General features: G+C 70.3%; 16 protein-coding genes. 13 read left to right on the top strand and 3 right to left on the bottom strand.

What is annotated here, in order from left to right; all coding sequences use genetic code 11:
- The first annotated feature begins 85 nt into the window (after positions 1-85).
- From ACXKR8_RS15990 to ACXKR8_RS15980, 3 genes are read left to right on the top strand one after another with little or no spacing between them, the layout of a single operon-like run.
- On the top strand, positions 86-1,384 hold the full coding sequence (locus ACXKR8_RS15990; protein WP_458273576.1) for a sensor histidine kinase: 1,299 nt from the start codon (positions 86-88) through the stop codon (positions 1,382-1,384).
- Positions 1,372-2,016 (top strand): response regulator transcription factor, encoded by a 645-nt coding sequence (locus ACXKR8_RS15985; protein WP_458273575.1) that lies wholly within the window; start codon positions 1,372-1,374, stop codon positions 2,014-2,016. Before ACXKR8_RS15990 ends, ACXKR8_RS15985 begins: the two co-directional genes overlap by 13 nt.
- Entirely contained in the window at positions 2,013-2,783 is a 771-nt protein-coding gene (locus ACXKR8_RS15980; protein ID WP_458273574.1) for a DUF4097 family beta strand repeat-containing protein, read from the top strand. Before ACXKR8_RS15985 ends, ACXKR8_RS15980 begins: the two co-directional genes overlap by 4 nt.
- 11 nt (positions 2,784-2,794) lie before the next feature.
- Here the strand turns inward: ACXKR8_RS15980 and ACXKR8_RS15975 are convergent, their stop codons facing one another.
- The gene (locus ACXKR8_RS15975) at positions 2,795-3,238 is read right to left on the bottom strand and encodes an Lrp/AsnC family transcriptional regulator (protein ID WP_458273573.1); all 444 of its coding nucleotides are present in this window, start codon (positions 3,236-3,238) and stop codon (positions 2,795-2,797) included.
- 103 nt (positions 3,239-3,341) lie between these two features.
- Here ACXKR8_RS15975 and ACXKR8_RS15970 point away from each other — a divergent pair, with 103 nt between their 5' ends.
- Positions 3,342-4,298, top strand: coding sequence for an SMP-30/gluconolactonase/LRE family protein (locus ACXKR8_RS15970; RefSeq protein ID WP_458273572.1), 957 nt, complete (start codon positions 3,342-3,344; stop codon positions 4,296-4,298).
- A 13-nt stretch (positions 4,299-4,311) separates the two neighbouring features.
- Here ACXKR8_RS15970 and ACXKR8_RS15965 read toward each other — a convergent pair whose 3' ends face one another.
- Positions 4,312-4,902 carry an NADAR family protein gene (locus ACXKR8_RS15965; RefSeq protein ID WP_458273571.1) on the bottom strand — a complete coding sequence of 197 codons (591 nt, stop codon included), beginning with the start codon at positions 4,900-4,902 and terminating at the stop codon, positions 4,312-4,314.
- Positions 4,903-5,119: 217 nt separating this feature from the next.
- Between ACXKR8_RS15965 and ACXKR8_RS15960 the strand changes: the two genes are divergently transcribed.
- From ACXKR8_RS15960 to ACXKR8_RS15935, 6 genes are all read left to right on the top strand, one after another.
- Positions 5,120-5,344 carry a hypothetical protein gene (locus ACXKR8_RS15960; RefSeq protein WP_458273570.1) on the top strand — a complete coding sequence of 75 codons (225 nt, stop codon included), beginning with the start codon at positions 5,120-5,122 and terminating at the stop codon, positions 5,342-5,344.
- Between the two features lie 43 nt (positions 5,345-5,387).
- The gene (locus ACXKR8_RS15955) at positions 5,388-5,840 is read left to right on the top strand and encodes a DUF6879 family protein (RefSeq protein ID WP_458274995.1); all 453 of its coding nucleotides are present in this window, start codon (positions 5,388-5,390) and stop codon (positions 5,838-5,840) included.
- Between the two features lie 15 nt (positions 5,841-5,855).
- Positions 5,856-6,710, top strand: coding sequence for a helix-turn-helix domain-containing protein (locus ACXKR8_RS15950; RefSeq protein ID WP_458273569.1), 855 nt, complete (start codon positions 5,856-5,858; stop codon positions 6,708-6,710).
- A gap of 62 nt (positions 6,711-6,772) precedes the next feature.
- Entirely contained in the window at positions 6,773-6,976 is a 204-nt protein-coding gene (locus ACXKR8_RS15945) for a hypothetical protein (protein WP_458273568.1), read from the top strand.
- Between the two features lie 58 nt (positions 6,977-7,034).
- Entirely contained in the window at positions 7,035-7,223 is a 189-nt protein-coding gene (locus ACXKR8_RS15940) for a hypothetical protein (RefSeq protein WP_458273567.1), read from the top strand.
- 435 nt (positions 7,224-7,658) lie between these two features.
- Positions 7,659-8,075 (top strand): hypothetical protein, encoded by a 417-nt coding sequence (locus ACXKR8_RS15935; protein WP_458273566.1) that lies wholly within the window; start codon positions 7,659-7,661, stop codon positions 8,073-8,075.
- Positions 8,076-8,165: 90 nt separating this feature from the next.
- Here ACXKR8_RS15935 and ACXKR8_RS15930 read toward each other — a convergent pair whose 3' ends face one another.
- Positions 8,166-9,659, bottom strand: a complete 1,494-nt coding sequence (locus ACXKR8_RS15930; protein WP_458273565.1) for an MFS transporter — start codon at positions 9,657-9,659, stop codon at positions 8,166-8,168.
- Positions 9,660-9,761: 102 nt separating this feature from the next.
- Between ACXKR8_RS15930 and ACXKR8_RS15925 the strand changes: the two genes are divergently transcribed.
- The 3 genes from ACXKR8_RS15925 (at position 9,762) to ppdK (ending at position 15,029) form a co-directional block, all read left to right on the top strand.
- Positions 9,762-10,649, top strand: a complete 888-nt coding sequence (locus ACXKR8_RS15925) for a helix-turn-helix transcriptional regulator (RefSeq protein WP_458273564.1) — start codon at positions 9,762-9,764, stop codon at positions 10,647-10,649.
- A gap of 59 nt (positions 10,650-10,708) precedes the next feature.
- Entirely contained in the window at positions 10,709-11,869 is a 1,161-nt protein-coding gene (gene dusB, locus ACXKR8_RS15920; protein WP_458273563.1) for a tRNA dihydrouridine synthase DusB, read from the top strand.
- 406 nt (positions 11,870-12,275) lie between these two features.
- Entirely contained in the window at positions 12,276-15,029 is a 2,754-nt protein-coding gene (gene ppdK, locus ACXKR8_RS15915) for a pyruvate, phosphate dikinase (protein ID WP_458273562.1), read from the top strand.
- Positions 15,030-15,215 lie beyond the last annotated feature (186 nt).

Raw genomic sequence — 15,215 nt, 5'->3', positions numbered from 1 at the left:
CGACTTGGGGGTGGTGCCTGCTACACCCTGAGACGGCATCAGGGTTCATGGTGGGCGGCTGATCCGGCCCCCTAGGCTCTCGGTCATGGCAACCACCGATCCCCGGGCGACCCGGGCGACCCGTACCACTGGGGTCGCCCCGGGCAGGCTGTGGCATGCGGTGCTGCGGGCGGTCGGGGCCCCGTTCAGCCGCTGGGCCTGGCGCGACACCGGTTTCGTCGCGGCCGGGGTGCCGCTGGCGCTGCTGCCGGTGGCCGCCCTGCTGCTGCACCCGACCTCGGCCCCGGTGCTGGTGGTGGCGCTGGTGCTGCTGCACCGGCCGCTGACCCGGCTGCAGCGGGACCGGTTCAGCACGCTGCTGGGGCTGGACATCCCGGCCGCGCCCGGTCGGCCGGGCCGGCTGCTGAGCCGGGCGACCCTGCGCTGGCTGTCCTCCGACACCACCTGGCGGCAGCTCGGCTACCACTTCCTGGCCGCGCCGCTGGTGGCCGCGCTGGCGGCGGGCGTGCTGGCCGGCTGGGCCGCGGGGGCGGTGCTGGCCACCGTGTTCGCCTGGGCCTGGGCCTCCCCGCCGCAGAGCTATGTCTTCAGCGCGCAGGACTTCGGCGACATCTGGTTCTCGGCGCTCGGGCTGGCCCTGCTGCTCGCCATGCCCTGGGCAGCCCGGCTGGTAAGGCAGTTGGACACCTACGCCGCCGCCGCGCTGCTCGGGCCGAACCGGGCCAGGGAACTGCGGCAGCGGGTCGAGTCGCTGGCCGAGAGCCGCAGCGAGGTGGTGGACGCGGCCGACGCCGAGCGCCGCCGGATCGAGCGGGATCTGCACGACGGCGCCCAGCAGCGGCTGGTGGCGCTGGCGATGAACCTGGGCCTGGCCCGGCGGATGCTGCGCGGACTGCCGGTGGAGCAGCAGGCGGCCCAGGCCATGGCCGCCCTCGACGAGGCGCATCTGGAGGCGCAGGCCGCCATCGTCGAACTCCGGGATCTGGTAAGGGGATTGCACCCGGTGGTGCTGGAGGACCGAGGGCTGGACGCGGCCCTGTCCGGCATCGCCGCCCGGGCGCCGCTGCCGGTGCGGCTGGTGGTGGAGCTGCCCCGGCGGGCCGCCCCGGCGGTGGAGGCGGTGGCGTACTTCGTGGTCTCCGAGGCACTCGCCAACATCGCCAAGCACGCCCGGGCCTCGCGCGCCGAGGTCGCGGTACGGCAGAGTGGCACCCGCATCGTGATCACCGTCGCCGACGACGGTGTCGGCGGTGCCGACCCGGCCAGGGGAACCGGGCTCGCCGGGCTGCGGCAGCGCGCCGCCTCGGTGGACGGCACCCTGGCCATGACCAGCCCCCTCGGGGGTCCGACCGTCCTCACCGTGGAGTTGCCGTGCGCGCTGTGATCGCCGAGGACTCGGTCCTGCTCCGGGTCGGGCTGGTCAAGGTGCTCGAAGCCGTGGGGTACGAGGTGCCGGCCGCCGTGGGCGACGCGGAAGCACTGCTCTCGGCGGTGGCGGAGCACCGCCCCGACGTGGTGGTGACCGACGTCCGGATGCCGCCGGGATTCACCGACGAGGGGGTCCGGGCCGCCCTGGTGATCCGCCGGCAGTGGCCGCGGACCGCGGTGCTGCTGCTCTCCCAGTACGTGGAGGAGCGCTATGCGGCGGACCTGCTGGTCGGCGACACCCGTGGCGTCGGCTACCTGCTGAAGGAGCGGGTCGCCAATGTGGACGACTTCCTGGACGCGCTGGAGCGGGTGGCCGGCGGCGGCACCGCGCTGGATCCCGAGGTGGTCTCGCAACTGCTGCTGCGCCGGCAGAGCGGCCCGCTGGACTCGCTCACCCCGCGCGAGCGGGAGGTGCTGGCGCTGATGGCGGAGGGGCGCTCCAACGCGGCGATAGCGCAGGCCCTGGTGGTCAGCGAGAGCGCAGTGGCGAAGCACATCAACAGCATCTTCACCAAGCTGGACCTCTCCCCGACGGAGGGCGAGCACCGCCGGGTGATGGCGGTGCTGCAGTTCCTGGACAACGCGTGAGCGAGTCACGTGGGGGCGGGACACGTACAGGCGGGTCCGAGCTGCGGTTGCGCCGACGGCTGTGGTGGGCGCTGGCGGCGGTCACCGGGCTGGTCGTCGCGAGCCTCACCGGGGCGACCCTGGTCAGCCGGATCGCGACCCAGCACTCCTCCGGCAGTTACACCTCGGCCCATCCGCTGACCCTGCTCCGGATCGACGCCGGCCGGGGCGCGGTGGCGATCGAGGCGGGCCCGGCCGGGCAGCTGGTGCTGCGTCAGGACCTCGGCTGGGTGACCAGCCGGCCGCGGGTCGAACGCCACTGGGACGGCGACACCCTGGCGGTCACCGTGATCTGCCCCGGTGCCGGCGGCCCGCTGGTGCTGCTGGGCTGCCAGGCCGACGTACGGATCCAGGTGCCCGCGGGCACCCCGGTGGACGCGGAGTCGACCTCGGGTGCCCTCACCGTGTCCGGGCTGTCCGGGGCGCTGGATCTGGACTCCGCCTCGGGACCGATCCAGGGGAACGACCTGCGGTCGGCCCTGGCCCAGGTCCGCAGCGCTTCCGGCCCGATCAGCCTGACCTTCGCCGACGCACCGCACCAGGTCACCGCGCGGACCAGCTCGGGCCCGATCGACATCGACGTCCCGCGCGGCGACCACTACCGGGCGACGGCCCAGTCGGACAGCGGCCCCGCCTCGGTCGACGACGGCCTCGACACCCCGACGGCGGCCGACACCCTCACCGCGACCAGCGACTCGGGCCCGGTCGACATCGCCTACCGCTCCTGAGCCCCTACTCCTCACTCCTCCAGGAGCTGGATCGGCCGCTCGAAGAAGGTCTCCAGCACGATGGTGGCCTGCGTCCCGCTGACGCCCTCGATCGAGTAGATCCGGCGCAGCACGTCCTGGAGCTGTTCGGTGGTCGCGGTTCTGACCTTCACCATCACCGAGGCACTGCCCGCGATGATGTGCGCCTCCTGGATCTCGGGCAGCGCGGCGAAGCGCTCCTTGGAATCGCCCATCCAGGACGTCGAGTCGACCATCACATACGCGAGCACGCCGCGTCCCACCGCCACCGGGTCCACCTCGACCACCGTGTGCCGGATCACGCCGCGCTCCCGCAGCTTTCGGACGCGTTCATGGGCGGCGCCGGCGGAGAGGCCGACGGACTGTCCCAGGGCGGCGTAGGACTGGGTGGCGTCCTGCTGAAGCTGCGTCAGCAGGGCGCGGTCCACGTGATCCACAACACTCCATTCGCTAATAACTTGAAACGACCATACTTCATCCTGCCATACTCGCCTCAAGCCGAACGAGCTTCGCGGCTGACTCCAGGGAAGGAAGACGCACATGGCCACCGAACACCCCGGTCTCTACGAGTGCCTCGACGACCGTTTCCGCATCGGCAAGTGCATGAACGGCGACGCCGGTCTCGAGGTGCTGTACCCCGGCTGCCGCTGGGCGGAGGGTCCGATCTACCTCCCTGCCTGGCGCCAGCTGATCTGGAGCGACATCCCCAACGACCGCATGCTGCGCTGGGACGAGACCACCGGCACCGTCAGCGTCTTCCGCGAGCCGGCCGGGCACACCAACGGCAACACCCTGGACCGCGAGGGCCGCCTGGTCACCTGCGAGCAGGGAAACCGTCGGGTCACCCGCACCGAGTACGACGGCACCGTCACCGTGCTGGCCGACCGCTGGCAGGGCAAGCGCCTCAACAGCCCCAATGACGCGGCGGTGAAGTCCGACGGCTCGATCTGGTTCTCCGACCCGGACTTCGGCATCAACAGCGACTACGAGGGCTATCGCGCGACGAGCGAGATCGGCGCCTGCAATGTGTACCGCATCGACCCCGCCACCGGCGAGGTCCAGCTGGTCGCCGACTGCTTCGGCGCCCCCAACGGGCTGGTCTTCTCCCACGACGAGCGGCAGTTGTTCGTCTCCGACACCCGGGCCGGCTTCATCCGCGTCTTCGACGTCCACGCGGACGGCCGCACCCTCTCGGCCGGAGAGGTCTTCGCCAAGGCCGAGTCCGACAGCGGAGCCCGCTTCGACAACCTCCGCTTCGACGACGGCGGCCGGCTCTGGGCCGCCGCGATGAACGACGGCGTGCACTGCTACGACCCGGACGGCACCCTGCTCGGCCGCCTGAACATCCCGGAGAGCGTGTCCAACATCTCCTGGGGCGGCGCCAAGCGCAACCGCCTCTTCATCACCGCCGAGACCAGCCTCTACTCGATCGTCATGGCCGTCACCGGCACCCACCCGACCGGCCCCGGCCGCCGCCCCTGGCTCGACACCGCCTGAGTGCTGATCGCTGTCAGGGCGCGATCGGCTCCGCCAACCGCGCCCGCGCCTCCATCAGGCTGAAGCCGAGCAGGTTCAGCCCGCGCCAGCGGGACGGGTCGACCGCGCGCTCATTGGCCGCGCCCAGACCGATGCCCCAGATCTGGTCCCGCGGGCTGGCCTCCACCAGCACCCGGTTCCGCGTCCCGAGCAGGTACGCGCGCAGGGCCGGGTCCTGCCCGAACTTGGCCACGTTCCCGGCCGCCACCAGTTCGAACCGGGCCGCCTTCCACCGGGCGTCGTCGAACCCGCGCACCAGCCGGCCCAGGTTCTTCGCCTCAGCCGGCGTCCGCGCCGCGAGGATGCCCGGCACGGCCGCCTCGTCCCCGAACAGCCGGGCCTTGCCGGCCATCATCCAGTGCTCGGCGGTGGCGTACTCCACCCCGTCCACGGTGAACCGCGACGGCCACCACTGACTCAGACTCCCGGCCCCGACCGACCCGTCCCGCTCGGGTTGATGCCCCCAGAACATCAGCCACTTCGGCCGAGCCCCGCCCGCCACCATCCCCGCCAACTCCTCCCGACTGCGCGCCTGGGCCGGATCCTGCCGTTCGCCTGTCGTCATACCGAGCAGCATTCCAGACACCCCTGACAGCGCTACCGTCGCGCAGGGGGTTCGGGCGAACGACTGCACCTACTCGCTGACGTCGAAGCGAAGGCGAAGTCCGCCACGGTGGTGCCACTGCGCGTGGGGGCGCAAGTTTCCGCATACCCATGGCCTGGTCGATGACGGAGCGTGCAGGATCAGTCACAGCATTTCTCCGACTGAGAGAGGCACAGTCATGGCCCTGCACAAGCTCGGCAAGGATCCTGAGTCGCCCGACGGGAAGTCGCCGACCGTGTACCTCGACGACGCCACTGGTAACTACGTGCTGCAGGGCTGGAAGGTGGTGGATGCCGACCGGCTCGCCCAGATGGACATCCCCGACCACGAGACTGTGATCGAATTCCCCCGGCGGATGATGCAGTTCTTCCCGGAGGTCAACGGTGGCGGCTCCAACGCTTGAAGATCTCCTTCGCGCCTGCGAGCGATCCGCGGTGCATCTGGAGATGCGGGACGGCTACATGCTGGACGACCCGCTCTACACGGAGTGGAAGGCCGGGAGCCGTCTCGACCCGGCCGACCGGTCGTCGTGGTGGCGTCCGTGGCTGCAACTGATCGCGGACACCAGGGATCGAGGCGTCGTCCTGCGCCGGGCACGGATCGTTTCCGAGCCGATCAGCGAGTACATCCGGTTCGAGCATGAGATCACGTTCACCAACACGGCTGCGGGGGAGCAGGTTCGGTGGCTTCCGCGGGCGAGGAGCACGGATCTGGCGTTGCCCGGCAATGACTTCTGGCTGATCGATGACGACCTCGTCATGGTCCATCATTTCAGCGGCGACGGTGACTTCGTCACGGAGGAGGTCACCCGTGACGCGGCTGTGGTGAAGCTCTGCGCCTCCGCATTCGAGGCAGTCTGGGATCGCGCCGTTCCGCACGAGGACTACCGGCCCGTCTAGCCGACAGTTGGGACCGTGTCGCCCACTTCACCAGCGTCAACCGTTGAGCAGGCCAAGCAGGCCCTGGGCCGGCGTCTGCGCGAGATCCGGCTCGACTTCGGGATCACCGCGCGGGCGCTGGCCGCGCTGTGCCGGTGGCACGAATCGAAGTGCTCACGCATCGAACACGGCAGGATGACACCTTCGGACGCGGACATTCGAGCCTGGACGCTCCACTGCGGTGTCCCTGACCGGGCCCCGGATCTGATCGCCGTGGCTCGCGGCATCGACGGCATGTACGTCGAATGGCGACGCTTCGAGCGTGCCGGCCTCAGGCAGGTCCAGGAGAGCGTGCAACCGCTGTTCGAGCGCACTCGGCGATTCCGCATGTACCAGTCCTGGGTGATCCCCGGGCTGCTCCAGACCGAGGCCTACAGCACGGCTGTGCTGAACACGATCGTTGCTCTGCGTGGTGTCCACGATGATGTCGCCGAAGCCGTAGCGGTCCGCATGGCCCGACAACACATCCTGCGCTCGCACGACCACCGCTTCGCGGTCCTGGTCGAAGAGTGGGTCCTGCGAACGGTGATCGGCGATGTTGACATCATGGGTGCCCAACTCGGCCACCTGGTGCAGGTCGCGCTGCTTCCCTCGGTCAGCCTGGGCGTCATCCCGATGGGCGCGCGTCGAGGCGCGGGCTGGCCCGTGGAGTCATTCACGCTCTACGACGACGAGCAGGTGAACGTGGAGCTCGTCGCCGCCCATCTGACGGTGACCCAGCCTCATGAGGTCGCGATGTACGGCCGGACCTTCTCCGATCTGGCAGCGCTGGCCGTGTACGGAGGGAATGCGCGGCGGCTGATCGGGGCGGCCATCCAGGCCCTGGGGTAGCCGGGCGCACGTTGCCGCACATTCCTTGAAGACTGATTCCGGCCGTCCCTAACGTCGATTGCATGGCGAACACAGCGGCTCCCTCAACGCTCTCCCTGCCGGTGGACGACGCGTTGCTCGTCCGCCTGCACGGCCAGGCCTGCATCACCTGCGGCAGCACCACCGGGCCGCTGCTCTCCGCCGGGCACGCCTACACCGGTGATGGTGACGGCAGCCGGCACGGCTGGCCCGTCGTCGCCTGCCCCGAGCACCGGTGGGCGGCATGAGCAGCCCTCCCGTGCTGGACACGATGCAGAGCTTCCGTTGCTGCGTCGAGGTGCAGGAATGACGACCGCACCCACCGCGCTGCAGAAGCCCGAACCGTACGTCACCCCGGAGTGCTCCGTCGGCCGCACCGACCCGACATGGCGTCATGGCTGCCCCATGTGCCAGGCGCCCGGCTACCAGCACCCGGTCCTCGGATGGATGCCTGTCTCCTGCGCATGCCCGCACCACACCACGGAGGTGTCGTGAAGGACATCGAGCAGCCGACTGGCGATGCCGCAGGCTACTGCCACCGGTGTGGGACATGGTCGGCGCAGGCGCGGATCATTGCCGAGATCCACACGGACTCAGGGGCCGGGGGCACCGTGGTCCGCTGCCGGGCCTGCGACCTGCGTCCGACCCGGCGGCGCGCCCCCGGCAGCGGCACCGAACCTCGGCGGTACTCCCTTTGACGTCGGCCGCGCCCCGGCGGGGGCCGCCCTGGTCGCCAACTCCTCGCGGCTGCGCGCCTGGGCGGGATCCTTTCGTTGAACTGCCGTCATAATACGGAGCATTCCAGACAGCGCTGACAGCGGTACTGTCACGCAGGGGAGTTCAGTCGAAGCTCTGAGAGCGTCGGCGTGCTCCTCCTGGAGCCCACGCGCGGCTGAACCGGGCCGCGACTACGGAGAGAGCAGGTAGACCGTGCGGAAGACGGACCCGGACTACCCCGAGGCGATATTCGCCACTGTCGACATCCTCAAGGAATGCGCCCGGCAGCGGCGCACCATCGAATACGGCGAACTGAGCGATCTGCTGGCCCGCCGCAAGTTCCGGATCTCCCCGCACGGGGATCTGATGCGTTATCTGCTGAGCGACGCGTCCACCCTGAACAACGAGGACGGCTCCCGCGGCATGCTCTCGGCGCTGGTGGTGACCCGTGACTTCGGCGTCCCGGCGGTCGGCTTCTTCGAGTTCGCCGCGCAGCCGCCGTTCTCACGCACCCTCCGCGGCGACCGGCTCTGGCTGCACGAACGCGACCGCGTCTGGGCCGACCACGCCACCGCCGCTGACGCCGACCACGTCAGCGCCGCCGACGCCGACCACGCCGCCGACGCCTGACCAGCGTGTCCGACCGCCCCGGCCCCACCGGCCGGAGAGCCGGAAAGCCGGAGCGCCGAAGCGCCGGAGCGCCGGAGCGCCGCCCCGGGGTCAGCCGATGCGCTTGGGGAGGCGGGTGGACAGCCCCACCACGACCAGGGTCAGCGCCAGTTGCAGGGCGAGGACCAGGGCCAGGGCGTTCTGCATGCCCCAGGTGGGGGAGAGGGTGAGGAACAGCGTGCCGAGGGTGGCCACGCCCAGGGCCAGGCTGGACTGCTGGGTGGTGGCGAGGATGCCGCCGCCGACGCCCGCGCGGGCCGGCGGGATCTCGGAGAGGACCAGGCGGATCAGCGGGGGCATCACCAGGCCCTGGCCGGTGCCGGCGATGGCCATGCCGGGCAGCAGCACCAGCGGGCTGAGTCCGGACCAGTCGGTGAGCACCGTGAGGGTGAGGACGATCAGGCCCACGGTCTGGACGACGGTCCCGGTGACGATCACCTTGGTGCCGTAGCGGGTCAGCAGTCGGGGTCCGGCCAGTGAGGCGACGAAGAAGCCGACCGCCATCGGGACCATGGCCATGCCGGAGGCGATCGGGCCCTCGTGCAGTCCCTGCTGCAGGGCCACGGCCATGACCAGCATGAAGCCGCCGAAGCCGGTGAAGAAGGGCGCGGCCATGGTCAGGCCGGTGCGCAGCCCGTCGATGCGGAGCAGCGACAGCGGGATGAGCGGGATCGCCCCGGCTGCCTCGGCCCGGCGCTCCACGGTGATGAAGGCGGCGGCGAGGAACGGGAAGGCGGCGAGCAGGGTCCAGGTCCACCAGGCCCAGCCGACGGCGCGGCCCTCCATCAGCGGTACCAGCAGGGCGAGCAGGGTGCCGGCGAGCAGCGCGGTGCCGGGCAGGTCCACCTTGGCCGGGTTGGCCGAGCGGGTCTCCGGGACGGAGCGCAGCGCGAGCACCGCGGCGACCAGTGCGACCGGGACGTTCACCAGGAAGATGAAGCGCCAGCCGGTGCCGAAGAGGTTCGCGGAGAGCAGCACCCCGCCGACCACCTGGCCGATGACGACCGAGATCCCGGCGACCGCGCCGTAGATGCCCATGGCGCGGGCCTTGCGCTCGCCCTCGGTCGCGGACTGGATGGTGGCCAGCGCCTGCGGCAGCATCAGCGCCGCCGCCGCGCCCTGGGCGACCCGGGCGGCGACCAGGGTCAGCGCGGTGGGGGCCAGGCCGCAGGCCAGCGAGGCCAGGCCGAAGGCGAGCGATCCGGCGATGAACAGCCGTCGCCGCCCGAAGAGGTCGCCGAGGCGTCCGCCGAGGACGAGCAGGACCGCATAGGCGATGCCGTAGCCGGCCACGAAGAGTTCAAGGGTGGCGGGCCCGGCGACCAGGTCGCGGTCGATGGTCGGCAGGGCGACGTTGACGATGAAGAAGTCCAGCATCGGGAGGAAGGCACCGAGCAGGACGGTGAACAGCCCGAGGCTGCTCAGCCGCGGCGTGCGGGAGGAAGAGGAGGACGAGGTTGAGGAAGAAGGCGTGCTGGTGGCGCCCAAGCGGGTTACCCGGGGCAGGACGTTCGCCCGGGATGCGGGATTCACCTGTGTGGTCATGACCGCTACGATCCGCTGCTTCTTAACCTGGTACCAGTGTGTAGTTATCCAGGTATCAGTACTACCTGGCACAGGGATGCGGAATGACGCATCCTGGTAGACATGGCCACTGCACCAGCTCCGCTCGCACTTGTCCACTCCTCCTCCGTCAAGCCGGAGGAGGTGCGACGCCGTGAGCTGGCCGGGTTCCTGCGCAGCCGCCGGGAGCGGATCTCGCCGGAGCAGGTCGGCCTGCCCGCGCTCGGCCGGCGCCGTACGCCGGGCCTGCGCCGGGAGGAGGTGGCGCAGCTCGCCGCGGTCGGGGTGACCTGGTACACCTGGCTCGAGCAGGCCCGTGACATCCAGGTCTCCCCGCAGGTGCTGCACGCCATCGCGCGCGGCCTGCTGCTCGACCCCAATGAGCGCCAGCACCTCTTCGTGCTGGCCGGGGCCTCGGATCCGGCGCCGCCCTCGGTCTGCCCCACCATCACCCCGTCGGTCCGGACGATGATCGACCAGCTGGAGCCGCTGCCCTGCGCGGCGGTGAACAGCCGCTACGACATCCTCGCCTACAACCGGACCTACGGTCGGATGATCGGCGACCTCGACGCCATCGCCCCCGAGGACCGCAACCAGCTGCTGCTCTGCTTCACCAACCCGGAGTGGAAGCGCGCCCTGGTCGACTACGAGGAGGGGACGTCGATGATGGTCGCCAAGTTCCGCGCCGCGATGGCCGACCATGTCGCCGAGCCGACCTGGAAGTCGCTGCTGAAGCGGCTGACCCTGGCCTCGCCCGAGTTCGAGGCGAAGTGGCGGGAGCATGAGGTGCGCACTTCCGGCAGCGGCGAGAAGCGCTTTCTGAACCCGCTGGTCGGGCTGCTGCACTTTGAGTTCACCACGCTGTGGCTGGGCCCCCGCGAGAGCACCCGGCTGATCACCTACACCCCGGCCGACGACGAGACCCGCGAGCGGCTGCAGCGGCTGCACACCCTGGTTGCTCAGGACCGGTGAGCCGGGATGGGACACTGGGGGGTCTGCCCCCAGCGCCGCTCGATCGGAAAGAACCCGGGATGACCACGACCGCCCCCGCACCCACCGTCGCCCCGCTGCGCCTCGGCTCGTCCATCGAGGTGTGGCCCCCGGTCGTGCTCGCGCCGATGGCGGGGATCACCAACGCCCCGTTCCGCAGCCTCTGCCGGGAGCAGTCCGGCGGAAAGGGGCTGTTCGTCTCCGAGATGATCACGACCAGGGCCCTGGTCGAGCGGGACCAGAAGACGATGCGGCTGATCCGCTTCGACGCCTCCGAGCAGCCGCGCTCGATCCAGCTGTACGGGGTGGACCCGGACATCGTCGGCCGCGCCGTCCGCATGATCGCGGACGAGGGCCTGGCCGACCACATCGACCTGAACTTCGGCTGCCCGGTCCCCAAGGTGACCCGCCGCGGCGGCGGCTCCGCGCTGCCGTACAAGCGGAATCTGCTGCAGCGGATCCTGAACCAGGCGGTCTCCAACGCCGGCGGCCTGCCGGTGACCATGAAGATGCGCAAGGGCATCGACGACGACCACATGACCTACCTGGACGCCGGCCGGATCGGCGCGGAGGAGGGCGTGTCCGCGATCGCGCTGCACGGCCGCACCGCGATCCAGCACTACAGCGGCGTGGCCGACTGGTCCGCGATCGCCCGGCTGCGCGAGGCCGTGCCCGCGCACATCCCGGTGCTGGGCAACGGCGACATCTGGTCGGCGGACGACGCGGTCCGGATGGTGCGGGAGACCGGCTGCGACGGCGTCGTGGTCGGACGCGGCTGCCTGGGCCGGCCGTGGCTGTTCAAGGAGCTGGTCTCGATCTTCGAGGGCGAGACCCAAGTGGCCCGCCCCGACTTCTCCTATGTCGCCCAGGTGATGTACCGGCACGCGCAGCTGCTCGGCGAGTGGATCGGGGACGAGAAGCACGGCGTCGTCGACTTCCGTAAGCATGTGGCCTGGTACACCAAGGGCTTCTCGGTCGGTTCCGAGCTGCGCCGCGGCCTCGGCCTCTCCTCCTCCCTGGACGAGCTGGCCGGGCACCTCGCCGCGGTGGACCAGGACCAGCGCTGGCCGGAGAGCGCGGACGGCCCGCGCGGCCGCACCTCGGGGGCGAACCGGGTGGTGCTGCCCGAGGGCTGGCTGGACGACCCGTACGACTGCGCCGTGCCCGGCGCCGACGCCGAACTGGACACCAGCGGCGGCTAGGACTGAGCTGCTCTACGTACGACGACCTACGCGCGAGGGGTGAGACGGGCGCTCTGCAGGCACGTGACTCTGGACACATCACTGCTCACTTTGCGTCAGTTGGACGCAAAAGCGCAGGCGGCCCGGCGGATGCACCGGCTTCCGAACGTGCACCCGTCGGGCCGTGGTGATTTCGTACACCTGATCAAGCCAACGCAACAGCAGTGATACCGATCATGAACGCTGAGTGCTGATCATGTGATGCTGAGGTTTCCTTTCGTTCAACCTTTGAACGCTGGCTAGCGTCAGGGCGACGATTTCAGTTTCACAGGCGAAGCCCGATCGGGTGCTTTCGATCTAGCGGGTTACCCACGGGTACAAACCACTGACGGCCCAACGGAGGAGTCGAACGGCCTTTGATCTGGGTATGTTCTGCGGCGTCAGGGCAACCGTGCGGCAGGAGAACAGACCCGTGTCGGCAGAGCAGAAATTCGTCTACGACTTCACCGAGGGCAACAAGGATCTGAAGGACCTGCTCGGCGGGAAGGGTGCGAACCTCGCCGAGATGACCAACCTGGGGCTTCCCGTCCCCCCCGGATTCACCATCACCACGGAGGCCTGCAAGGTCTACCTGGACACCGGCACCGAGCCGGCCGCGCTCCGGGTCGAGGTGAGTGCGCACCTCGACGCGCTGGAGCAGCAGATGGGCAAGCGGCTCGGCGACGAGGCCGACCCGCTGCTGGTGTCGGTACGGTCCGGGGCCAAGTTCTCGATGCCGGGGATGATGGACACCGTCCTCAACATCGGGCTCTCCGACGCCTCGGTCAACGGCCTCGCGGCCCAGTCCGGCAACGACCGCTTCGCCTGGGACTCCTACCGCCGGCTGATCCAGATGTTCGGCAAGACCGTGCTGGGCGTCGAGGGCGAGCTGTTCGAGGAGGCGCTGGAGCGGGCCAAGGAGGTCAAGGGCAGCGTCGACGACCTGGATCTGGACGCGGCCGACCTCAAGGCCGTGGTCGAGACCTTCAAGGGCATCGTCCGCGACCACACAGGCCGCGACTTCCCGCAGGACCCGCGCGAGCAGATGGACCTGGCCGTCCACGCCGTCTTCGACAGCTGGAACAGCGACCGGGCCAAGCTCTACCGCCGCCAGGAGCGGATCCCGGGCGATCTGGCCACCGCCGTCAACATCTGCTCCATGGTGTTCGGCAACCTCGGCCAGGACTCGGGCACCGGCGTCGCCTTCACCCGCGACCCGGCCAGCGGCCACGCCGGCGTCTACGGCGACTACCTGCAGAACGCGCAGGGCGAGGACGTGGTGGCCGGCATCCGCAACACCATGCAGCTGGCCGAGCTGGAGGGCCTGGACAAGGCCTCCTACGACGAGCTGATGTCGATCATGAAGACCCTGGAGAACCACTACCTGGATCTCTGCGACATCGAGTTCACCATCCAGCGCGGCAAGCTGTGGATGCTGCAGACCAGGATCGGCAAGCGCACCGCCGCCGCCGCCTTCCGGATCGCGGTCCAGCTGGTCGACCAGGGCCTGATCGACCTGGACGAGGCGCTGCACCGGGTCAACGGCGCGCAGCTGGCGCAGCTGATGTTCCCCCGCTTCGACGAGGACACCAAGGCCCCCCGGGTGGCCTGGGGCATCGCCGCCTCGCCCGGCGCTGCCGTCGGCAAGGCCGTGTTCGACTCCTACACCGCGGTCAAGTGGTCCCGCTCCGGCGAGCAGGTCATCCTGGTCCGCCGCGAGACCAACCCGGACGACCTGGACGGCATGATCGCCGCCGAGGGCATCCTCACCTCCCGCGGCGGCAAGACCTCGCACGCGGCCGTCGTCGCCCGCGGCATGGGCAAGACCTGTGTCTGCGGCGCCGAGGAGCTGGAGGTCGACACCAAGAAGCGCCGCTTCACCACCGCCGACGGCAAGGTGGTGGAGGAGGGCGACCTGATCTCCATCGACGGCTCCAGCGGCAAGGTCTACCTGGGCGAGGTCCCGGTCGTCCCGTCCCCGGTGGTCGAGTACTTCGAGGGGACGCTGCACGCCGGCGCCGACGAGGAGGGCGGCCTGGTCCAGGCGGTGCACCGGGTGATGGCGCACGCCGACGTCCGCCGCAAGCTGCGGGTACGGGCCAACGCCGACAACGCGGACGACGCCAATCGCGCCCGCCGCTTCGGCGCCCAGGGCATCGGGCTGTGCCGCACCGAGCACATGTTCCTCGGCGAGGAGCGCCGCCGCGAGGTGGAGCAGCTGATCCTGGCCGACAACGACAAGGACCGCGACACCGCCCTGGCGACGCTGATGCCGCTGCAGAAGGGCGACTTCGTCGAGCTGTTCCAGGCGATGGACGGGCTGCCGGTCACGGTCCGGCTGCTGGACCCGCCGCTGCACGAGTTCCTGCCCGACATCACCGAGCTGTCGGTCCGGGTCGCCCTCGCCGAGGCCCGCAAGGACCCCAATGAGAACGACCTGCGGCTGCTCCAGGCCGTGCACAAGCTGCACGAGCAGAACCCGATGCTGGGGCTGCGCGGGGTACGCCTCGGCCTGGTCATCCCGGGCCTGTTCGGGATGCAGGTGCGGGCCATCGCCGAGGCCGCGGCGGAACGCCGGCTCGGCGGCGGGGATCCCCGTCCCGAGGTGATGATTCCGCTGGTCGGGACGGTGCAGGAGCTGGAGATAGTCCGCGACGAGTGCGAACTGGTGCTGGCCGAGGTCGCCGCGGCGACCGGGGTGAAGCTGGACATCAAGCTCGGCACGATGATCGAGCTGCCGCGGGCGGCACTGACCGCCGGGCAGATCGCCGAGGCGGCCGAGTTCTTCTCCTTCGGCACCAACGACCTGACCCAGACCGTGTGGGGCTTCTCCCGGGACGACGTGGAGGCCTCGTTCTTCACGGCCTACCTGGAGAAGGGCATCTTCGGGGTCTCCCCGTTCGAGACCATCGACCGCGACGGTGTCGGCGCCCTGGTCAAGCATGCCGTACGAGAGGGCCGGGCGACCCGTCCCGACCTGAAGCTCGGCGTCTGCGGCGAGCACGGCGGCGACCCCGACTCGGTCCACTTCTTCCACGAGGTCGGGCTGGACTACGTGTCCTGCTCGCCCTTCCGAATCCCCGTGGCGCGCCTGGAAGCAGGCCGCGCCGCGATCGAGACCGCGGGCAGCGACTCGCGCTGACAACCCTCACCGGATGCCCTTTCCCTCAAAGGGTGTGCCCTCCGGTGTCAGCGCGGGCGATCCCCCTCCCGGTGCAACCCCCGTCCCCGACCAAGGATGAGGGAAGGGAGGGGGAGCTGCTCGCCCCCAAGCTACGGCGGCGCTCGGCGCAGAGCATCCCGTCGTACCGCTGGGGCGGGTCACTTC

It is taken from the genome of Streptacidiphilus sp. PAMC 29251 (assembly GCF_054208735.2).
The sequence above is the reverse complement of the archived record's forward strand: the minus strand, read 5'-3'. Positions and strand labels throughout refer to the sequence as shown.